Consider the following 21,181-nt stretch of genomic DNA (forward strand, 5'->3'; position numbering starts at 1 on the left):
TTTTTATCCGATTTTTACTGAGGTCATTGTTAAAGAACCGCCAACCGCTTTATCATTAAAAAAATCAATGGAATCTGTTTTCTCTTGTAGCCCCAAAGTGTACAAGAGGGGAAAATAATGATCAGGTGTAGGAATGGCTAATTTTGCGGCGCTGCCCAACTTTTCATATTCAATTAAAGACTTGATATCTCCTGAAACTATTTTATCTTTAAAAACACGGTTGATTTCATGTGCCCAATCATAACCGTATTCAGGTTCACTTAACTTATCCCAAGCAACCATTCCTAGGTTGTGTACCATATTACCACTACCGATAATCAAAACGCCTTTTTTTCTCAATGAAGCCAGTTCTTTGGCTAGATTATAGTGGTATTGTGGTGGCTTACTGTAATCAATGCTCAATTGTAATACAGGAATATCAGCTTTGGGGTACATATGCCTAACAACGGTCCATGTGCCATGATCCAAACCCCAATCGTGATCTAAACCAACTTGGGTTGAAGCAATCATCTTCGAAGTTTCTATGGCCAACTCCGGACATCCGGGCGCCGGATATTGCACCTCAAAAAGTGCTTGCGGAAAACCGCCAAAATCATGTATGGTCTTTGGCGCATCCATAGCGGTAATATGTGTACCATTAGTTAACCAATGGGCAGAAATAACCAACACAGCCTTAGGCATTGGTATTTTCGTTCCAAATTTTGACCAAGTCTTTGAAAACTCGTTGTCCTCTATCCCATTCATGGGAGAGCCGTGACCTATAAACAAAACCGGCCATCTTTCATCTGTTGATTTAAGCTCTTTTGACCAATTATATAAAGGATTTAATGCCATCATTGTTGTTCCTCCTATTGCTAATTTGATGAAGTCACTTCTATTCATCGTTTTAATATTTGTATATACAAATGTAATGCATTTATCGAAGTGAAAACCGAATTATAAAAAAATTAACAGTCAAATAAAAAAACCTATATATTTGATTTTAAATGCTTCATTTATGCAACACTTCACACGCCGCGAAAAGTTCAAACATATATTCGGATTCCCTGTAATCATAGCTTCTTTGGGATATTTTGTAGACATTTATGATTTATTATTGTTTGGCATAGTTCGCATACCAAGCCTTAACGACATGGGGTTGGAAGCCGATGCGGTAGGAACAATGATTTTAAACTACCAAATGGTTGGTTTGGTTTTAGGTGGCATTATTTGGGGTGTTTTTGGGGATAAAAAAGGGAGACTGTCTGTGCTATTCGGCTCCATTATTGTTTACTCATTGGCCAATATAGCTTGCGGATTTTTACCCCAAATGGATTTTGCAGATAAAGGGATGATTTATGCCTGGTTACGATTCATAGCAGGAATCGGGCTAGCAGGAGAATTAGGCGCCGGTATAACATTAGTTTCAGAAACTTTACCTAAAGAGCTCCGAGCTATAGGCACTTCAATTATTGCAGGATTTGGGGTATTAGGCGCTGTAGTGGCACAGTTTACAGTAGAATTAGCCGGTAGCTGGACTACCGCATATTTCATCGGTGGAAGCTTGGGTTTGATGCTATTAGTTCTCAGAATAAGCGTGGCGGAAAGCGGCATGTTCCAAGCAGTGAAAGAGAACAACGAAGTTAAAAAAGGGGATTTTTTGGCCTTCTTTACCAACAAAACTCTTTTTATCAAATACCTAAAATGCATTCTAATAGGGGTGCCCATTTGGTATTGTATCGGAATTTTAGTCTTCATGGCCAACCAATTTGCTCCAGAAATGGGCATCAAAAGTATCGATCCCGGAAAAGCCATTATGTGGGCTTACATCACAACTTCCGTTGGGGATTTTTCCAGTGGTTTTATTTCTCATGCCTTACATTCACGTAAAAAAACCATCTTATACATGCTTATATTTACGCTAATTGGAGTGATTTTACTTCTTTGTGGCGGTACCAAAACTGAAAACATGTATTATTTTTATTGCGGTTGGATTGGTTTGGGTTGCGGCTTTTGGGCCATGTTTGTAACAGTTTCAGCAGAGCAATTCGGAACCAACTTAAGAAGCACCGCAACCACCAGCATTCCTAATATGGTTCGGGGTACAGTGCCTATAATGCTAGTAGGCTACGATTATTTGAAGCAAACCAACTCAGTAATATGGTCTGCTGCAGTAGTAGGGCTGATAGCATTCGGATTGGGAATTTACGCCATCGTAACTATAGGCGAAACCCACAACAAACACTTAGATTTTGTTGAGTAAACCATCCGTTTTTTAACAACAATTTCTGAAAATAAAATCAATTATTCTTCAATCATCCTTTGTATCTTTGCAAGGCAAAAAAAGCGACTATGGAATCAGTAATCGAAAGCAACCAACCGGTTGGCAAGCCAAAGTGGTTGAAAGTAAAATTGCCTATCGGTCAAAAATATACCGAATTACGTGGTTTGGTTGACAAATACAAGCTCAACACTATTTGTACTTCGGGCAGTTGTCCTAATATGGGCGAATGTTGGGGAGAAGGTACCGCCACTTTCATGATTTTGGGTAACATTTGTACTCGCTCATGTGGATTTTGCGGGGTAAAAACCGGACGTCCGGAAACCGTAGATTGGGATGAACCCGAAAAAGTTGCTCGTTCTATCAAGCTCATGAAAATCAAACATGCTGTAATTACAAGCGTTGACCGTGATGATCTAAAAGATATGGGTTCCATCATTTGGTTTGAAACCGTTCAAGCCATTCGCCGAATGAATCCTCAAACGACTTTAGAAACGCTTATCCCCGATTTTCAAGGGAATGAACGCATGTTGGACCGAATAGTGGAAGCCAATCCTGAAGTTGTATCACACAATATGGAAACGGTTCGCAGATTGACCAGAGAAGTCAGAATCCAAGCCAAATACGATAGAAGTTTAGCCGTCTTAAAATATTTAAAAGATAAAGGCATTCGCAGAACCAAATCGGGTATCATGTTAGGTTTGGGAGAAACCGAGGAAGAAGTCATCCAAACCATGCAAGACTTGCGCGACAATAATGTGGATATTGTAACCTTGGGACAATATTTACAACCGAGCAAAAAACATTTACCGGTAAAAGAATTCATCACGCCTGAACAATTTGAAAAATACGAAAAAATAGGAAAAGAGATGGGATTCCGTCATGTGGAAAGTGGTGCGTTAGTGCGTTCTTCTTATCACGCGGAAAAACATATTTTGTAAAAAGAAAAATGCTTAAAAGTTTTAGGGTTTAAAATGCTACAATTGTTGCTCAACCATTAAACCATTGCAAACAATAATTAAACGACTTTAAACCATCTCCAACTTGAACGAAAAAACACAAATCGCCATTAACGGATTTGGGAGAATCGGCCGAAATTTATTTCGATTACTCTTAAATCATCCTACAATCGAAGTTGTGGCCATTAACGATATTGCTGACAACAGAACGATGGCACATCTAATCAAGTACGACAGCATTCATGGCGTATTGCCTTACGACGTTTCCTACAATGAAGATTCCATCATCGTGGACGGAAAACAATATGCCTTTTTCCACGAAAAAGACATTGCCGATTTGGATTGGAATGGTGTGGATTTTGTTGTAGAATCAACCGGAAAATTTAAATCTTACGCCGAAATCAGTCAACATCTCAAGGCCGGCGCTAAAAGAGTAATTCTCTCTGCACCCAGTGAAGTTCCTGAAATCAAAACCGTAGTTTTAGGCGTAAACGAAAATATTTTAGACGGCTCAGAACTAATAGTTTCCAACGCCAGCTGCACAACCAACAATGCTGCTCCGATGATTAAAGTCATCGATGAGTTGTGCGGCATAGAACAAGCTTACATTACCACTGTTCACTCCTACACTACCGATCAAAGTTTACACGATCAACCACACAAAGACCTGCGTCGCGCTAGAGGCGCCAGTCAGTCCATTGTTCCAACTACAACCGGAGCAGCCAAAGCTTTGACTAAAATTTTTCCTGAAATGGAAGGTAAAATCGGCGGTAGCGGTATTCGTGTGCCGGTGCCGGATGGTTCCTTAACTGATATCACTTGTTATGTAACCAAAGCTGTCACTATTGAAGAAATCAACGAAGCTTTTAAACTGGCAGCGACCACTGATTTAAAAGGAATATTAGCTTACACCGAAGACCCAATAGTTTCGGTAGATATTTTGGGTAATCCCAACTCTTGTCTTTTTGATGCCCAACTCACTTCTGTAATCGATAAAATGGTAAAAGTAGTAGGCTGGTATGACAATGAAATTGGCTATTCGTCTCGAATAATCGATTTAATTGCGCTGTTAAGAAAATAATTTCTTTATATTTATAGCCCTAACGATTTGTAAACTATCCGATTATGAAATGGTTTTGGCTATTTTTATTGTTACCGGCGATGAGTTTCGGTCAAAAGAAACCACTAAGCAAAGTTGACAGTACCAAATACTATATCGACCTGGCAGTTTTTAATCGAAAAACTGACAACTACAAATCTTCTTTGTATTTCTCTCAAAAGGCTATTGATTTTTCTAAGGCCAACAATAACAAAAAATCGGAAGCTTTAGCGCAATATTCTTTAGCGACTACTTATTACGAATTGAAGAAATATGAAGATGCCATAGATGTTTTTGAAAAGTGTATCAAACTTTTAAGTGCCTTTCCTCCTACTACACAACAAGCCATTTGCTATTACGATATTGGAATGTGCTACATGAATTTGGATGAATTCAATAAGGCAGAAATCTTTTTTAACAAATCACAATCTGTTTATGGTTTATTAAAGATTGACGCTTCGGAGCCGCTGAATCTTCAAAAAGCCATTTTGTACAAAAAACGCGGTAAAAATGAGTTGGCTTCTAAGCTTTTTAACCAAATTATTGCCAAACCCGACAACAAAGATATTCACAAACTCAAAGCCGAAGCCATGTACCAACTGGGCATGATTGAACGCGAAGAAAATCATAATAATTTGGCGGTTAATTATCTTAATCGAGCCTTAAAACTCAACGAAAAAGGAAACGATTTAGAACAAAAATCAGCCATAGTTTTAGAACTAAGCAAAGCCTACGAAAAACTATTAGACACCGAAAAAGCACACCAATTTCTCAAAGAGCATTTGCAAATAAAAGACAGTTTGCTGCAAAACAACAGTGCCAAATTATCGAGTGATGACTTCATGGACTTCAAAGAAAGTGAACGCATCAAAACCATTGAACAAATGACCAAAGAAAGTCAGATCCAACAAAAAACCAACAAGTTTGTCAAACTGATCAGCATTTTGGGTATCGCTCTAATTTCTATATTGTCGTTATTGAGCTTATCATTGTACAAAAACAATATCATCCGCAGAAAATCCAATGAACTGTTGCAAGAAAAAAATAAAGAACTGCAAATAGCCAAAGACAAAGCGGAAAAAGCGTCTAAAGCCAGGGCGGAATTTCTTTCTACGGTGAGTCATGAATTGCGAACGCCACTTAACGCAATCAACGGAATTACACACTTGTTGATTGAGGATAACCCTAAGAAAAACCAATTGCATTATCTCAATTCACTGAAGTTTTCGGGGAATTATTTGTTAACATTTATCAATGAAATTCTCGAAATCAACCGAATTGAATCAACCAATATCGAAATTGAATACATCGACTTTAACTTTAAGCAATTGTTGGTTGACATTCAAAACTCGATGAATGAAATCGCAGCTAAAAATGAAAATCGCTTTACCCTCGAAATCGATGATCAAATTCCAGAAAGCCTGCTGGGCGATCCGACTAAACTATCACAAATATTAATCAATCTCATCAACAATGCACTTAAGTTTACCCATCAAGGTGAAGTAAAGGTCAGCGCAGTTGTGACCGAAAAAGAAACCGACTTTTGCAGGATCAAGATCAGTGTCAGCGATACCGGTATTGGGATTCCTGAAGAGAAGAAAGAAACCATATTCGACAGTTTTTCGCAAGGTTCCATCGAAATCAATCGCAAGTACGGCGGCACCGGATTGGGATTAACCATCGTAAAAAAACTGGTCGATTTGTTGGGCGGAGAAATTTCATTAGAAAGCGAAGTAGGTATTGGAACCGTGTTTCAAGTTGAACTGAACTTGGCCAACAGCACCAAAGAAATTAAGCCAACTATACAAATCACTTATTCTGATGAGATTTTAGAAGGCAAATATATTTTGGTCGTTGAAGACAATAAAATCAACCAAATGGTTACCAAAAAAATGTTGGAAAACAAAGGCATCAAATGCAAAATCATCGATAACGGAGAGGAAGCTGTTGAAGTCTTAAAAAACCAACATTCCTTTGATTTGGTACTGATGGATGTGCACTTGCCGGGTATCAACGGTACTATTGCTACGCAAAATATCCGCGAATTTGACACCAAGATTCCCATCATAGCCTTAACAGCGATTTCTCTGAATGAGAACAGAGAAATGCTATTGTCTTTCGGAATGACTGAGGTGATTACCAAGCCTTTTGAACCGGAAAATTTCTATCGGGTTATTGCATTTTGCCTTTCTAAGCAACATTAATATTGCAGTATCAATTCCTTGATTAAGTGTCTTACATGAGGTTCTGCGGCATTAGCGGCTTTCAAAACTTCTTCATGGCTAATGGACTCCAAATGTTCTTCGCTCCCAATATCCGTAATGACTGAAATCCCGAAAGTTTCCAATTCCATGTGACGAGCCACTATAACTTCTGGCACAGTGGACATTCCTACACAATCGGCACCAATAGTTTTAACCATTTTGTATTCGTGTAACGTTTCAAATGTTGGCCCTTGCAAACCTAAATAAACACCGTCAAAAACTTCGATACCGGCTTTTTGAGCAATGTCTTTTACTTTGGCGATCATAGGCAAACTGTAAGGTTCACTCATGTTTACAAAACGTGGCCCGAAACGAGGATCATTTTTACCGCGCAAAGGATGTTCGGGCATCATGTTAATATGGTCGGTAATTACAGCAATAGAACCTACTTTATACTTCGGATTAACTCCACCGGAAGCATTAGACACTATGAGTTTAGTAACGCCGACATACTTCATTACTCGTACCGGAAATGTAACTTCCTGCATAGTATAGCCTTCGTAGTAGTGAAATCTTCCCTGCATAGCCACTACTTTTTTATCACCCACTGTTCCGAAAACCAAAGCGCCTTTATGGCCTTCAACAGTTGAAACGGGGAAATTAGGGATGTCATGGTAAGGCAAAGTAAATTCGATTTTGATGTCGTCTGTAAAACTTCCTAATCCTGAGCCTAAAATCACACCGTACTCCGGTGTAAAATTGGTTTTGTTTTTAATGTAACTAACGGTTTCCTGTACAAGTTCCCACATAATTTAAAATGGTTTCATCAAAAGTTTCAGTGCGGCTGACCAACTGACTTCTGATGGGTAAATAATATAATTGTTTTCTTAAAATTTCAGCCTCCAAACGTACAAAATCCTTTTCGGTTGTAACAATAATTTTTGAGCCTGCTTGCGCTTTTATTACCCTTACATCTGTTTCTGTAAAGTGGTGATGATCCGGATAAGTGATAACCAAATCATTATCAGCTTTTAAAAAATCGACAAATGGTTTAGGTTTAGCTATACCGGCTAACAAAACTTTAGGTTGTTTTTTAATCTCTGATACTTCCAAACTGTCGGTTTCATTGTACACCTTGGAATCATAATCCACATAACTGAAGTAAATCGGTTTGTCAACTCCAATGCATTGCCTGATTTTTTCCTGCGCAATTTCTGTAATATCCTTGGGACATTTTGTGACAATTATCATATCGGCTCTATTTACACCGTACCTGCTTTCTCTAAGGTTTCCGGCGGGTAACATCCAATCATCACAAAACAAATCATGGTAAGTGGTGAGCAAAATATAAAATCCGGCTTTTACTTTACGGTGCTGATAGGCATCATCTAACAAAATAACTTCCGGCTTGTTTTGTAACGCCAACAACCGGGTAATCCCATTACGTCTGTCGGCATCAACAGCTACATGAATTTGAGGAAATTTTTTAAAGTATTGGTAAGGTTCATCCCCTAACAAATCGGCATTTGCATTAGCGGTAGCCAAAACAAACCCTTTGGATTTCCTTTTGTAGCCTCTGCTTAATGTAGCCACTTTGTATTTTGGAGAAAGTAATCTTACCAAATATTCAATTTGAGGGGTTTTCCCTGTACCGCCAACACTTAAATTGCCAACGGCTATAACCGGAACATCAAAAGCATACGATTTTAAAATGCCTTTATCATACAGATAATTTCTAATCGAAGTAATAAAGCCATACAAAACGGCTATCGGAAAAAGTAATTTTCGCAACAAAGTCATACTACGAAAGTAATTATTTAACACGAATGCACGAATTATTTTTTAATCTTTTATCTTTGAAGCTATAATGACAAATAACCAACTTGAATCCTATTTGATAAACCTTTTAAAATGAAAATCAAATTTATATTGTTCTTCTTTTTGGGCTTATTTCAAATCAATGCTTTCGCTCAAGAAGCAGACAATGCGGCTATTCTCAAAATTATCCTTACCAAATATTACAAAAACGAAAAAGTAATTGCCAAAGGCCGACTACAACTGTTGAGTCTTTATTGCCAAAAAGCGCCCAATAACGAAGAGGTTATTGAGGTAATCAACGGTCATTCCCTCCTGAAAAAAAATACAGCCGAAATCAAAAAACAAATCATTATTGGCTTAAACGAAGATTGGTCGACAGAATACAACCTACTCTTCAACAACCAAAATCAATATTTAAAAAGTAAAGTAAACAATTGCGTTTCACTCGAAGAATTTCAGGAAATCTCCAAAAAATTCGGCGAAAACAACCAACGTTTACTCATCATCAATAAACCGATTTACTTTGCTAAAAACCATTTTGCCTTGGTAAAAGTGGCTTTTTACAGAAATATAGAACACAACAGTGGTCGTTTCTTGTTACTCGAAAAAGTCAACAACGAATGGATTATTAAGGAATACTTGAACGAATGGGCAACGTAAATTATAACCTAATAAAAATTATTTGTCTGATAGGTGTTATGGCTTGCTTTTCGTGTAAGCAAGGCAACCAAGACATTCAGATAAACAATTCGGCTCCTAAAAGAAAAGTTCAAACGCAAAATGATTATTCTAAATCCAACTTTGATGCGTTCAAAACAGCCCTTTTTGAAAACGACTTGGTAGCGCTAAAGTCCTACATGCGATTTCCCATAGAAACCGACACTTACATGTCTTGGCAATACGCCAAAGAGCGTGATGCCGAAGGTGGTGAAGATATTTCATTAACTAGTGATGAGTATAACCTCAACATGGAACAATTTTTTCCGGAAGCTTTATGTGCCGTGATTAAAAATGTCACTTTAGACGAATTGGTAAGAAAAGAAAACATCTCTTTGTCTTACACTGATGAGGAAGGCAAAGAATATGAAGTAGAATGTATTTATGAAGCCAAACTGCACCAAATTTGTTTCCTGTACATCGAGAAAAACACCATTCATATAAGAGATGAAAACGACAAGAGTGAAACGGAATACACCGAAGCAGAAATTGAAGCTTATCGAATAAAACGGTTTGATGACATCCGTTACTTTTTCGATGTTGATAAAAACTGGCAAATTAAACTAACCAAAATTGACGCTTACAAATAAAATATGAAAATAAAAGAGATTCTCCCGATATTAGAAGAAATGGCACCTTTAGCTTATGCCGAAGATTTTGACAATGTAGGCTTACTGGTAGGCGATATTAATGCCGAAGCCACCGGAATCTTAGTTTGCCACGATGCTTTAGAAAACGTCATTGACGAAGCCATTGCTAAAAAGTGTAACTTGGTAGTATGCTTCCATCCCATTCTTTTTTCGGGTTTGAAAAAAATTACCGGAAAAAATTATGTGGAACGCGCTGTCCTCAAAGCCATCAAAAACGACATTGCCATCTATGCTGTACATACAGCTTTGGACAATCACAAACACGGCGTAAACAAAATTTTCTGCGATGCACTTGGCTTGACCAACACCAAAATATTAGTACCCAAAAAGAATTTCATTCAAAAATTAGTCACTTACACCATACCTGAAAACGTTGAACAGTTGCGCAATGCCCTATTCGATGCCGGAGCCGGAAAAATTGGCAACTACGAAGATTGTAGTTTCAACTCCAAAGGCATTGGAACTTATATGGGCAACGAAGACAGCAATCCCGAAATCGGACAACGCTTTGAGTTTGTGGAAAACGAAGAAATCAAAATCGAAGTCACTTTCGAGAAACACTTACAGTCTAAAATCCTCCAAGCACTTTTCAAAAATCATGTGTACGAAGAAGTAGCCTATGAAATCTATGAATTGCAAAATGCTCACCAAAATATCGGTTTAGGTATGATAGGCGAACTCGAAAAACCAATGGCTGAAACTGATTTCTTAGCCTTTGTGAAAGACACCATGCAATGCGGCGGAATCCGACACAGTGCCTTATTGGGAAAACCTATTCAAAAAATAGCCGTTTTAGGCGGTTCTGGGAGTTTTGCCATCGGAAATGCCAAACAAGCGGGTGCCGACATCTTTCTGACAGCCGATTTAAAGTACCACAACTTTTACGAAGCTGAAAATCAATTGGTTTTAGCCGATATCGGACACTTTGAAAGTGAAAGATTTACAAAAAATTATATTGTTGATTTTCTTAAGAAAAAAATACTTAATTTTGCCATCATTTTTTCGGAAGAAAATACAAATCCAGTTAAGTACTTATAAAATATGGCGACTACAAAAGAACTAAGTGTTGAAGACAAATTAAGAGCAATCTATGACTTGCAAATCATAGATACCAGAATTGATGAAATCAGAAACGTTAGAGGAGAATTACCTTTAGAAGTGGAAGATTTAGAAGATGAAGTTACCGGCTTGAGCACTCGTTTAGACAAATTAAAAAGCGATTTAGTTACTATAGAAGAACAAATCAAAGCCAAAAAAAGTGCCATCGAAGAGCATCAAGCGGCCATTAAAAAATACACCGAACAACAAAAAAACGTTCGCAACAACAGAGAATTCAACTCTTTAACCAAAGAAGTAGAATACCAAGAATTGGAAATCCAATTGGCCGAAAAACAAATCAAAGAATTAAAGGCTTCTATCGAGCACAAAAAAGAAGTTATTGCTACTTCTAAAGAGCGTTTGGAACAAAAAACCGCGCACTTAAAACACAAAAAAGCAGAATTAAATGATATCATGGCCGAAACCCAAAAAGAAGAAAACTTCTTGATGGAAAAATCAGCCGAATTTGAAGCCTTAATCGAAGAGCGTTTGTTAGCCGCTTACAAAAGAATCCGTTCCAGCGTTCGCAACGGTTTAGCCGTAGTATCTATCGAGCGTGGTGCCTCAGCCGGTTCATTCTTTACCATTCCACCGCAAACACAAGTGGAAATTGCAGCCCGCAAAAAAATCATCACCGATGAGCATTCCGGAAGAATCTTAGTTGATGCTGCCTTAGCTCAGGAAGAAAGAGAAAAAATGCAACAATTATTTGCTCACTTATAATAAGGAATCCCGACCAGTTCGGGATTTTTTTATGAAGAAAATCCAATACTTTCTACTCACCAAATTGGTTGGTTTGTACATCAACCTTATCAGCTTTTTTAATCCTGAAAAAGCCAAGCATATCGCCTATACCATTTTTAGCCAACCCCGAAAAGGCAAAATCAAAAACGGAAAGCTGCCTAAAACTTTGCAAAGCGCCCAACAGGAAACACTAACCTACGATGGTGAAGATTTTCAAACCTACCTTTGGCAAGGCTCCGAAGATAAAATACTCCTGCTTCACGGCTGGGAAAGCAATGCTTCTCGTTGGAAAAAACTATTGCAATACCTAAAACCTCTAGGCAAAACCATCATTGCCATCGATGCGCCTGCTCACGGACAAAGTACCGGCAAAGAGTTCAACGCACCGCGTTATGCCGAATTCATCCACCTGCTCATCCAAAAACACCAACCCCAAACCCTAATCGGTCACTCTATCGGTGGCGCTGCTATAGCTTTTTATTTAAACAAATATCCTAACGACCAAATTGATAAAATCGTCTTGTTAGGCGCGCCATCAAGCTTTAAAAAAATCAGCGACAACTTTATCAACTTGTTGAGTCTGAATAAAAAGGTACAACATCAACTCGAGAAATTTTACCACGAAAAGTTCAACATCCACATTAACGACTTTGCCGGACATTTATTTGCCCAAAACTTCACCCAAAAAGCCATCATCGCTCACGATGTAGACGATACGGTAATCAAAGTCGAAGAAGGGCGCCAATACGCCGCAGCCTGGAAAAACGCCATTTACATCGAAACCCAAGGTTTAGGCCACAGCATGCACGACAAAGCACTTTATAAAAAAATAGCCGAATTTGTCGGAGCGTAAAGGCTTGGGCATTTTTGCCGTCCATATTCCCGCTGTCCGTTCTACAAGGTGACACTTCCATCGGGGCTAAATAGCGATGGCCTTTTGCGTCAGAAAACTTTAACTTACTGACTATCAATACTCAAAAAGCAAACCATCGGAACCGGAACTACTTTTTTGGGTTTTGTTTAAAAAACTTGTCGGATAAAAACAATTATTTCCTATTTTTAACAAAATCATTACACAATCACATTACAATTCCTTTTACTTTATGAAAATTCTAAAAATACAAGCTTTACGAGGACCGAACCTTTGGAGTGTACAACGTAAAAAACTCATCCAAATGCGTTTAGACCTCGAGGAAATGGAGCAATTTCCCACCAACAAAATCGAAGGTTTTCGCGAACGCATAGAAGCCATGTTTCCCACCATGATTGAACACCGTTGCTCCGAAGGAGTTCGCGGCGGCTTCTTCTCCCGCATCGAACGCGGCACTTGGATGGGGCACGTTATTGAACACATTGCTCTTGAAATACAAACCCTAGCCGGTATGGAAACCGGTTTCGGAAGAACCCGAGAAACCAAAACTCCCGGCGTTTACAATGTTGTCTTCAGCTATACCGAAGAAAGCGTAGGTATGTTTGCCGCGGAAAGTTCGGTAGCCATAGCCGAAGCTTTAATTGCCGGGACCGACTACGATGTAGAAGCCGACATCCAAAAAATGCGTGAAATTCGGGAACGTGTGCGCCTCGGTCCTTCCACAGGAAGTATCGTAGACGAAGCCGTTGCCCGTGATATTCCATGGATTCGTTTAGGAACCAATTCCTTAGTACAATTGGGTTACGGCGTCAATCAAATGCGCTTCCAAGCGACCATTACTTGTAAAACGAGTAACATAGCCGTTGATATCGCTTGTAATAAAGAAGAAACCAAACGCATGCTCGACTTAGCTTCCATTCCGGTAGCCAGCGGCAGCATTTGTGTGGACGAAGAGGATTTGGAAAACACCATCAAAAAAATCGGTTATCCCATCGTAATCAAACCACTCGACGGCAATCACGGAAAAGGTGCTTCGATTAATGTAGTCACTTGGGAAGATGCTGTCGCCGGGTTAGAATATGCTAAAAAATACAGCCGACGCGTTATCGTGGAAAAATTCATCACCGGATTTGATTTCCGTGTCTTGGTCATCGACAACAAATTAGTAGCCGCAGCCAAACGCGAACCGGCTCACGTAATAGGCGATGGCAAGCAAACCATCCAACAACTCATCGACGAAACCAATCGCGATCCACGACGCGGTTACGGACACGAAAACGTATTAACCCAAATTGACGTTGACCGCGATACTTTAGATTTATTGGAAAAACTAAATTATACGGTTGATACTGTTCCGAAAAACGGGGAAATAGTCTATTTAAAATCAACCGCCAACTTAAGCACCGGAGGAACGTCTATAGATGTAACCGACATGATGCACCCGGAAAATATTTTCTTGTGCGAGAGAATTTCCAGAGTTATTGGCTTAGACATTTGCGGTATCGATATTATGGCCGAAAACTTAACGCAACCGTTGAAAGAAAACGGCGGTTGTATTTTGGAAGTCAACGCCGCTCCGGGCTTCCGCATGCACTTAGCACCGAGTGAAGGTTTACCAAGAAACGTGGCCGCACCGGTAATTGACATGCTCTATCCGCCGGGCAAACCAAGTCGCATCCCAATAATAGCCGTAACCGGAACCAACGGTAAAACCACCACTACCCGATTGTTAGCACATATTGTAAAGAACAACGGTTATAAAGTTGGCTTCACTACCTCCGACGGGATTTACATCCAAAACCACATGATGGAAAAAGGCGACACTACCGGACCATTATCAGCCGAGTACATCTTAAAAGACCCAACGGTAGAATTTGCCGTCTTAGAAACAGCTCGTGGCGGAATACTTAGAGCCGGTTTAGGCTTCAGCCGCTGTGACATCGCCATCATTACCAATATTCAGGAAGACCATTTAGGTTTGGCCGACATTCATACTTTAGATGACTTGGCACGCGTAAAAAGCGTAGTAGTGCGTTCGGTAAAAAAAGACGGTTGGGCCATTCTCAATGCCGAAGACGAACAATGCTTGAAAATAGCCAACGAACTAAGTTGTAATATCGCTTACTTCAGTATGGATGAAAATAATCCAACGGTACAAAAGTTTGCTAAGGAAGGTAAAATCGTGGCGGTATATGAAAATGGTTTCATCACCATCAAAAAAGGCGAATGGAAAATCCGAGTGGAACGCGCTACTCACGTACCATTAACCTTAGGCGGAAAAGCCAAATTCATGATTGCTAATGCGTTGGCAGCAACTTTAGCCAGTTATTTATGGGGATTCAAAACGGAAGACATCAGTTTGTCGCTGCAAACCTTTATCCCAAGTGCCGCGCAAACTCCGGGACGTATGAACATATTCGACTTCAAAAAGTTCAAAGTTCTTATCGATTTTGCACACAATCCTGCCGGCTATCGTGGCGTGGAAGAATTTCTATCTACTGTTGAAGCCAGTAAAAAAATCGGAATCATTGCCGGTGTAGGTGATCGTCGTGATGAAGACATTCGCGAATGCGCTACTATCGCCGCTCGTATGTTTGACCATATCATCATTCGACAAGAAAAACACTTGCGCGGCAGAACCGAAGAAGAAATCATCGGATTAATTATGGAAGGCATTAATGCTTCCGGTAGAAACGTTACACACGAAATTATTACTAAAGAAGTAGAAGCCATCAAACACGCCATCAACAGCGCTCAAGAAGGCACTTTTATCACCGCTTTAAGTGATGTAGTGACCAACGCCATCGAAATAGTTCAGGAATACTTAGACAAAGAAAACGAAGGCGGCAATTTATAAAAGGTTCATTAATAAAAATCCCAAATCCAATCAGGTTTGGGATTTTTTGAATACAATCATTATGAAAGAATTAAACGATTTATTATCCCAAATAGAAAATGCAATACCCTATTGGGAAAAACAAAATACGACCATTTCTCAAGCAACCGTAGGCTGGCAATTAGACCATAGCTTATTGGTCATTAATGGCATTATCACTCAATTAGCGGAATCGAACCCTAACCACTACCAATGGCGTCTCAATTGGAAACGCACTTACATTCAACTGAGAAACAGTATACCAAGAGGCAAAGCCAAAGCGCCAAAACAAGTTCGACCAGCAGAGTTTAATACGATGGAAGATTTAAAAAACAAACTGAGTAAAGCGCAACAAAACATCAAACTCCTTAATAGTCTGCCTAAAAACAGCTACTTTACACATCCATATTTCGGTGATTTAAATCTGAAGGCATCGGTTTGGTTTCTGCAATTACACACCAATCATCATTTGAAAATCGTTAACGACATCATAAACAAAGGATAATTCTAAGTAAAGATTGTCCTTTTTTTATACATTTACGCTCAACAAAAACTATACTTCATGAACCGTAAAATTATCCTTTTCCTCAGCTTGTTTATGGCATTGTCTATGCAAGCGCAAAAGAAAAAAATAACATTAGAAGAAGCCGTATTGCAACAAGGTCGTGCCTTCAGAGCCGATGGTTTAACCGGTTTTCAATGGATACCAAACACCAACAAATATGTCTTTTACACCGATGCTTGGACCAAAATGAAATCGGCTTCCACCACCAATGATACCGCTAGTGAATTGGTTTCTTTAGCGGATATTAATACTGCCTTAGGTACCAAATTGAAAAACTTCTTTGGATTGCAATGGCTAGATGCCAACACTTTTATAGTGACTGAAAACGGTAAATATTTCACCTATAATGTAAACACCAAAACCGGAAAACAAACATTACAAGTACCGGAAACAGCTGAAAATACCACTTTCGACAACAACAAAGTCAACTTAGCTTTTACCGAAGGTAATAACTTATACTTCGTCAACAGCAAAGGCGAAAAAATAACCGTAACCAACGAAACCAATAAAGGTGTCGTATCGGGACAATCGATTGCCAGAAACGAGTTTGGTATCAGCGGCGGTATTTTTTGGTCGCCTAAAGCTTCCTATTTGGCTTTCTATCAAAAAGACGAAACTGAAGTAGCCGATTATCCTTTGTTAGACATCACTGAAACACCGGGCAAATTGGTCAACATCAAATACCCGATGATTGGTCAAAAAAGCGAAAAACCACGCGTTGGGATTTACAATGTAGCAACAGGTAAAACTGTTTTCATTGCTCCAAAAGGAAATCAAGACGACTATTTAACCAACTTATCGTGGACACCCGATGAAAAATATGTTTTGATAGCCGAATTGAATCGCGGTCAAAACGACATGAGTCTAAACCTATATGATGCCAACACCGGAGCCTTTATCAGAACCATTTTAAACGAAAAAAATCCACGTTGGGTGGAACCGGAACACGAAGCATTTTTCCCAAATGCCAAATCGAATAACTTTGTTTGGTTTAGCGAAAAAGACGGTTTCCAAAACTTGTATTACTACACTTTAGAAGGTAAATTGATTAAGCAGTTGACCAATAACCAGTTTGTAACTCGCGATATCATTGGAACCAATACAGCCGGAACAGAAATTTATTTTAAAGCCACCGGACCCAACCCGACCAATATGTTGGCGTACAAAGTCGACTTAAAAGGCAAACAAACCCTAATCACCAAAGACCAAGGTGTTCACAACGTAGTGCCGAGTGCGGACGGAAATTGGTTTTTTGACGAATTTTCTAACCATGATACGCCATCAAAATCATTACTGTACGATAAAAACCTTAAAGCTAAAACACTTTTAGTAAGCCCGAATAAATACGAAGGGTACGAAATCGGTACAGCCGAAATCAAAACCATCAAGTCAGCCGATGGTACCACCGATTTATATACGCGTTTGATTAAACCAAGTAATTTTGATCCATCTAAAAAATATCCGGTTTTAGTGTATGTTTACGGCGGACCGCATGCGCAAATGATTACCAATTCTTTCCTTGACGGCGCCAATTTATGGATGTATTGGATGGCTGAACAAGGCTATTTGGTATTCACCATAGACAACAGAGGTTCGGACAATCGCGGTTTTGCTTTTGAAAGCATCATCCACGCCAATTTAGGCAATAACGAAATGGACGACCAATTAAAAGGTGTGGAATACTTAAAATCGTTGCCTTATGTTGACGGCAATCGCTTGGCAGTTCACGGTTGGAGTTACGGAGGTTTTATGACCACTTCCCTAATGTTGCGCAAAGCCGATACATTTAAAGTAGGTGTTGCCGGCGGACCGGTAATCGATTGGAAATGGTACGAAGTGATGTATGGCGAACGCTATATGGACACCCCTGTGGAAAACGCCAAAGGATTTGAAGAAAACACCGTATACAATTACGTGAAAAACTTAAAAGGTAAATTATTGCTAATTCACGGCACCAGCGATGATGTAGTGGTAGAACAACACAATTTATCCTTAGTCAAAAAGTTTGTGGAAGCCGGGAAGCAAGTCGATTATTTCCCTTACCCGATGCACAAACACAACGTAACCGGCAAAGACCGAGTGCATTTGATTCAAAAAGTATTGAACTACGTGATTGAGAATAATAAATAATATCAGAAGCTAATCCCGCTATTCGTTACAATCTTTTTATTGTTTTGTCACCCTGAGCGCAGTCGAAGGGCTTTTCATCTAAACAATAAAAAGGATTTCCACTACTATCGGGGCTAAAAAAATCCCAAATTCCGACACAAGTGTTGGAATTTGGGATTTCATCTTTTAAAACGTTTACCTTTAGGTTTTCTGTGGTTTCTTTCTCGCCGCAGGAAATAAAACATTGTTTAAAATCAAACGAAAACCCGGAGAGGTTGGATGTAAATCTAAAACGGTTGGCGCATCACCTACTCTATGCTGGTAATCTTCAGGATCGTGACCACCGTAAAAAGTGAAGAATCCTTTTCCTTTTTGACCGTGGATGTAACGGGCTTCATCGTTGAGTTCGTTTTTGCCCAAAATCAAGACATTCGATTTGATTAATTCGCTGTCGAAAGCCGTGGTTTGTCCCATAAAGCCTTTCACCAACTGCGTGTGGTTTTGACACAGCATACTCGGAATCACATCCCATTTAGCGGAGAATTCCATCAAAGTAAAATAATCTTTTTCAAAGGGAATACGGCGCTTCTCGGTCATATCAATATCCGAAAACTCATAATGTTCCGGTTTTCTGTCTAAAATAAAATTCTTAAAGGCAAAAGTATTGTTATAGTCGATTTGCGCTTGGTAATTGGCATCGCTGTTATCGCCATCAAACATGGGCTCGCAAATGTCCACTCCTTCCGCCGAAAGCGCAATATCAAAACTATCCGTAGCCGAACACATAGCGAACATAAAACCGCCACCAATTACAAAGTCGCGTATTTTTTTGGCCACAGCCAATTTTTCTTGTGATACTTTGCTGAAACCCAATTTCTCGGCTAAAGCTTCAGCCTCTTTCTTTTGCTCAATGTACCATGGCGCATTGCGGTAAGCTCCGTAAAATTTCCCATACTGACCGGTAAAATCTTCGTGATGCAAATGCAACCAGTCGTATAAAATGAGTTGGTCGCTTAGCACTTCTTCATCATAAACCACTTTAAACGGAATTTCGGCATAAGTCAGCACCATCGTTACTGCATCATCCCAAGGTTGTTTGCCCGGAGGTGAATAAACGGCTATCTTCGGCGCTTTCTCTAAAACTACCGTTTCCATATTTTGTGACGGACTCGAAATATCGTCTAAAATGGACTGCATTTCGGCATCTGAAATCACCTCAAAACTCACACCTCGAATTTGACATTCTTTGCGAATTTCGGGTGCATCAGGCAGTAAAAAAGCACCACCTCGATAGTTGAGTAACCAACTCGCTTTGTATTGCTTGTCGAGAGCCCAGTAGGTAATACCGTAGGCTTTAAGATGGTTTTTCTGCGCTACTTCATCCATCGGCAACAATAAAAAATTGGCCTTGGCGGAAAAGGAAAGCAATAGGAAGAAAATGTAAAGTGACTTTTTAAACATTCAAAGCAATATTTTACCCAAAGATAACCCATTTTCTGTGAAAATAATCATAAAAAAAATCCCGACGGAATCGGGATTGTTATTTTAAAACGGAACGTCGCTATCGTCGTCTTCTCTGTTGATGTTACTGCCGAAAGCCTCATTTGGTGAGGGTAAATTCTTGGTAAAAAACGGGTTGTCATCACTGTTCATGCGCGAAGGCAAATCGTCGAAACTACTGCCGTATTCTTCAAGATTGTCAAATTTACCCAAACTACCGATAAATTTGAGACGGATATTTTCCAAAGAACCATTACGGTGTTTAGCGATAATGAACTCGGCTTGACCGGCGGTTGGTGATTGTTCTTCATCGTCCCATTCGTCGATTTTGTAGTATTCGGGACGGTAGATAAACGAAACGATATCGGCATCTTGCTCAATCGCACCCGATTCACGCAAGTCGGACAACAAAGGTCTTTTGCTCGAACCACGCGTTTCTACGGCACGGGAAAGCTGTGATAAGGCAATTACCGGTACTTCCAACTCTTTGGCCAAAGCTTTTAAGTTTCGGGAAATGGTTGAAATTTCTTGTTCGCGGTTTCCGCCGCCTTTACCGTTACTACCTCCGGCTGTCATCAACTGAAGGTAATCCACTATAATCAATTTGATTCCGTGTTGGGAAGATAAGCGTCGGGCTTTTGCTCTTAAATCAAAAATAGAGAGTGACGGTGTGTCATCAATGTAAAGTGGTGCTTTTTCGAGGTCTTTTACTTTGGTGGACAATTGCTCCCATTCGTGTTTTTCCAGCTTACCGGTGCGCAATTTCTCGGAAGACAAACCGGTTTCAGAGGAAATCAAACGAGTAATCAACTGTACAGAGGACATCTCCAAAGAGAAAACAGCTACCGGTTGGTTGAAATCGATAGCCATGTTACGCGCCATCGACAAAACAAAAGCCGTTTTACCCATACCCGGACGAGCAGCAATGATAATTAAATCCGATGGTTGCCAACCGGAAGTCACTTTGTCCAATTTTTCAAAACCGGTGGGAATACCACTCAAACCTTCTTTATTGGCAATTTCTTCAATTCTTTTCTTGGCTTGGATTACCAAACTTTGAGCGGTTTCGGAACTTCGTTTGATGTTGCCTTGTGTCACCTCATATAGTTTGGATTCGGCTTTGTCTAATAAATCAAATACATCGGTCGATTCGTCGTAGGATTCTTCAATGATTTCCGAAGAAATTTTAATCAAACTTCTTTGGATGTATTTCTGTAAAATAATTCTGGAGTGAAACTCAATATGAGCAGAAGAAGATATTTTTTGAGTAAGCTGAATCAAATAGAAATCGCCTCCTGCCAATTCCAATTTCCCATTCTTTTTAAGTTGAGCGGAAACTGTTAACAAGTCAATGGGCTGCGAATCGGTGAATAACTGAAAAATAGCTTCAAAAATATGTTTATGGGCGTCTTTGTAAAAAGCGTCGGGTTGCAGGATATCGATGACCTCATCAACCCCTTTTTTATCGATCATCATGGCGCCTAAAACCGCTTCCTCTAAATCGAGCGCCTGCGGTGGTAGTTTGCCTTTTTCTAAATTGATGATGGTAGTTTTATCTACTTTAATCGGGTTAATATTTCTGAGATTTTCCATAAAACGAAAGTAACCAATTTAGTCAAATTAATAGGATTGAGTTATTCAAGAAAGATGTTTATAAGTTTACTTTTTTTGTTGATAACCCAAAAAAAATCCGAAACCATAGGGCTTCGGAT

17 protein-coding genes are annotated in these 21,181 nt (G+C 39.5%); 12 read left to right on the forward strand and 5 right to left on the reverse strand.

Going from position 1 to position 21,181, the window contains the following annotated elements; all coding sequences use genetic code 11:
* Positions 1-3: 3 nt before the first annotated feature.
* The gene (ygiD, locus tag ACJG85_RS11280) at positions 4-882 is read right to left on the reverse strand and encodes a 4,5-DOPA dioxygenase extradiol (RefSeq protein ID WP_412476447.1); all 879 of its coding nucleotides are present in this window, start codon (positions 880-882) and stop codon (positions 4-6) included.
* Positions 883-997: 115 nt separating this feature from the next.
* On the opposite strand from ygiD, the gene ACJG85_RS11285 reads away from it, so the two are divergent.
* The 4 genes from ACJG85_RS11285 (at position 998) to ACJG85_RS11300 (ending at position 6,522) form a co-directional block, all read left to right on the forward strand.
* A complete protein-coding gene (locus tag ACJG85_RS11285) occupies positions 998-2,242 on the forward strand; it encodes an MFS transporter (RefSeq protein ID WP_412476448.1) in 1,245 nt (414 codons plus the stop codon).
* Positions 2,243-2,331: 89 nt separating this feature from the next.
* Positions 2,332-3,201: a lipoyl synthase gene (lipA, locus tag ACJG85_RS11290; RefSeq protein WP_409680473.1), complete on the forward strand. Its 870-nt coding sequence runs from the start codon at positions 2,332-2,334 to the stop codon at positions 3,199-3,201.
* 103 nt (positions 3,202-3,304) lie between these two features.
* Positions 3,305-4,300, forward strand: coding sequence for a type I glyceraldehyde-3-phosphate dehydrogenase (gene gap / locus ACJG85_RS11295; protein ID WP_412464156.1), 996 nt, complete (start codon positions 3,305-3,307; stop codon positions 4,298-4,300).
* 44 nt (positions 4,301-4,344) lie between these two features.
* Positions 4,345-6,522: a tetratricopeptide repeat-containing hybrid sensor histidine kinase/response regulator gene (locus ACJG85_RS11300; RefSeq protein ID WP_412464157.1), complete on the forward strand. Its 2,178-nt coding sequence runs from the start codon at positions 4,345-4,347 to the stop codon at positions 6,520-6,522.
* Here ACJG85_RS11300 and ACJG85_RS11305 read toward each other — a convergent pair.
* Together ACJG85_RS11305 and lpxK are read right to left on the reverse strand one after the other, a co-directional pair.
* Entirely contained in the window at positions 6,519-7,331 is an 813-nt protein-coding gene (locus ACJG85_RS11305; protein ID WP_412476449.1) for a purine-nucleoside phosphorylase, read from the reverse strand. The genes ACJG85_RS11300 and ACJG85_RS11305 overlap by 4 nt on opposite strands.
* Positions 7,303-8,322, reverse strand: coding sequence for a tetraacyldisaccharide 4'-kinase (gene lpxK, locus ACJG85_RS11310; RefSeq protein ID WP_412476450.1), 1,020 nt, complete (start codon positions 8,320-8,322; stop codon positions 7,303-7,305). Before lpxK ends, ACJG85_RS11305 begins: the two co-directional genes overlap by 29 nt.
* 111 nt (positions 8,323-8,433) lie before the next feature.
* Here lpxK and ACJG85_RS11315 point away from each other — a divergent pair, with 111 nt between their 5' ends.
* The 8 genes from ACJG85_RS11315 (at position 8,434) to ACJG85_RS11350 (ending at position 17,990) form a co-directional block, all read left to right on the forward strand.
* The gene (locus ACJG85_RS11315; protein WP_409680457.1) at positions 8,434-9,000 is read left to right on the forward strand and encodes a hypothetical protein; all 567 of its coding nucleotides are present in this window, start codon (positions 8,434-8,436) and stop codon (positions 8,998-9,000) included.
* Between the two features lie 38 nt (positions 9,001-9,038).
* Complete coding sequence (locus tag ACJG85_RS11320) at positions 9,039-9,647, forward strand: hypothetical protein (protein ID WP_412476451.1); 609 nt, start codon at positions 9,039-9,041, stop codon at positions 9,645-9,647.
* A gap of 3 nt (positions 9,648-9,650) precedes the next feature.
* On the forward strand, positions 9,651-10,745 hold the full coding sequence (locus ACJG85_RS11325) for a Nif3-like dinuclear metal center hexameric protein (protein WP_412464160.1): 1,095 nt from the start codon (positions 9,651-9,653) through the stop codon (positions 10,743-10,745).
* Positions 10,746-10,748: 3 nt separating this feature from the next.
* Complete coding sequence (locus ACJG85_RS11330; RefSeq protein ID WP_412464161.1) at positions 10,749-11,528, forward strand: zinc ribbon domain-containing protein; 780 nt, start codon at positions 10,749-10,751, stop codon at positions 11,526-11,528.
* 31 nt (positions 11,529-11,559) lie between these two features.
* The gene (locus ACJG85_RS11335) at positions 11,560-12,402 is read left to right on the forward strand and encodes an alpha/beta fold hydrolase (protein ID WP_412464162.1); all 843 of its coding nucleotides are present in this window, start codon (positions 11,560-11,562) and stop codon (positions 12,400-12,402) included.
* A gap of 250 nt (positions 12,403-12,652) precedes the next feature.
* A complete protein-coding gene (gene cphA, locus ACJG85_RS11340; RefSeq protein WP_412464163.1) occupies positions 12,653-15,277 on the forward strand; it encodes a cyanophycin synthetase in 2,625 nt (874 codons plus the stop codon).
* Positions 15,278-15,338: 61 nt separating this feature from the next.
* Positions 15,339-15,800 carry a DinB family protein gene (locus ACJG85_RS11345; RefSeq protein ID WP_412476452.1) on the forward strand — a complete coding sequence of 154 codons (462 nt, stop codon included), beginning with the start codon at positions 15,339-15,341 and terminating at the stop codon, positions 15,798-15,800.
* Positions 15,801-15,857: 57 nt separating this feature from the next.
* Positions 15,858-17,990, forward strand: a complete 2,133-nt coding sequence (locus tag ACJG85_RS11350) for a S9 family peptidase (RefSeq protein WP_412476453.1) — start codon at positions 15,858-15,860, stop codon at positions 17,988-17,990.
* 180 nt (positions 17,991-18,170) lie between these two features.
* Here ACJG85_RS11350 and ACJG85_RS11355 read toward each other — a convergent pair whose 3' ends face one another.
* The gene (locus tag ACJG85_RS11355) at positions 18,171-19,430 is read right to left on the reverse strand and encodes an asparagine synthetase B (protein WP_412464165.1); all 1,260 of its coding nucleotides are present in this window, start codon (positions 19,428-19,430) and stop codon (positions 18,171-18,173) included.
* An 84-nt stretch (positions 19,431-19,514) separates the two neighbouring features.
* Positions 19,515-21,062, reverse strand: a complete 1,548-nt coding sequence (dnaB, locus tag ACJG85_RS11360; RefSeq protein WP_409680430.1) for a replicative DNA helicase — start codon at positions 21,060-21,062, stop codon at positions 19,515-19,517.
* Between the last annotated feature and the right edge of the window lie 119 nt (positions 21,063-21,181).

The organism is Flavobacterium mekongense (assembly GCF_047038255.1).
Taxonomy (GTDB): domain Bacteria; phylum Bacteroidota; class Bacteroidia; order Flavobacteriales; family Flavobacteriaceae; genus Flavobacterium; species Flavobacterium mekongense.

Coding starts and splice junctions, on each gene's coding strand:
- ygiD (WP_412476447.1), bottom strand. CDS start 882: ATGAATAGAAGTGACTTCATCAAATTAGCAATAGGAGGAACAACAATG.
- ACJG85_RS11285 (WP_412476448.1), top strand. CDS start 998: ATGCAACACTTCACACGCCGCGAAAAGTTCAAACATATATTCGGATTC.
- lipA (WP_409680473.1), top strand. CDS start 2,332: ATGGAATCAGTAATCGAAAGCAACCAACCGGTTGGCAAGCCAAAGTGG.
- ACJG85_RS11300 (WP_412464157.1), top strand. CDS start 4,345: ATGAAATGGTTTTGGCTATTTTTATTGTTACCGGCGATGAGTTTCGGT.
- ACJG85_RS11305 (WP_412476449.1), bottom strand. CDS start 7,331: ATGTGGGAACTTGTACAGGAAACCGTTAGTTACATTAAAAACAAAACC.
- lpxK (WP_412476450.1), bottom strand. CDS start 8,322: ATGACTTTGTTGCGAAAATTACTTTTTCCGATAGCCGTTTTGTATGGC.
- ACJG85_RS11315 (WP_409680457.1), top strand. CDS start 8,434: ATGAAAATCAAATTTATATTGTTCTTCTTTTTGGGCTTATTTCAAATC.
- ACJG85_RS11320 (WP_412476451.1), top strand. CDS start 9,039: ATGGCTTGCTTTTCGTGTAAGCAAGGCAACCAAGACATTCAGATAAAC.
- ACJG85_RS11325 (WP_412464160.1), top strand. CDS start 9,651: ATGAAAATAAAAGAGATTCTCCCGATATTAGAAGAAATGGCACCTTTA.
- ACJG85_RS11330 (WP_412464161.1), top strand. CDS start 10,749: ATGGCGACTACAAAAGAACTAAGTGTTGAAGACAAATTAAGAGCAATC.
- ACJG85_RS11335 (WP_412464162.1), top strand. CDS start 11,560: ATGAAGAAAATCCAATACTTTCTACTCACCAAATTGGTTGGTTTGTAC.
- cphA (WP_412464163.1), top strand. CDS start 12,653: ATGAAAATTCTAAAAATACAAGCTTTACGAGGACCGAACCTTTGGAGT.
- ACJG85_RS11345 (WP_412476452.1), top strand. CDS start 15,339: ATGAAAGAATTAAACGATTTATTATCCCAAATAGAAAATGCAATACCC.
- ACJG85_RS11350 (WP_412476453.1), top strand. CDS start 15,858: ATGAACCGTAAAATTATCCTTTTCCTCAGCTTGTTTATGGCATTGTCT.
- ACJG85_RS11355 (WP_412464165.1), bottom strand. CDS start 19,430: ATGTTTAAAAAGTCACTTTACATTTTCTTCCTATTGCTTTCCTTTTCC.
- dnaB (WP_409680430.1), bottom strand. CDS start 21,062: ATGGAAAATCTCAGAAATATTAACCCGATTAAAGTAGATAAAACTACC.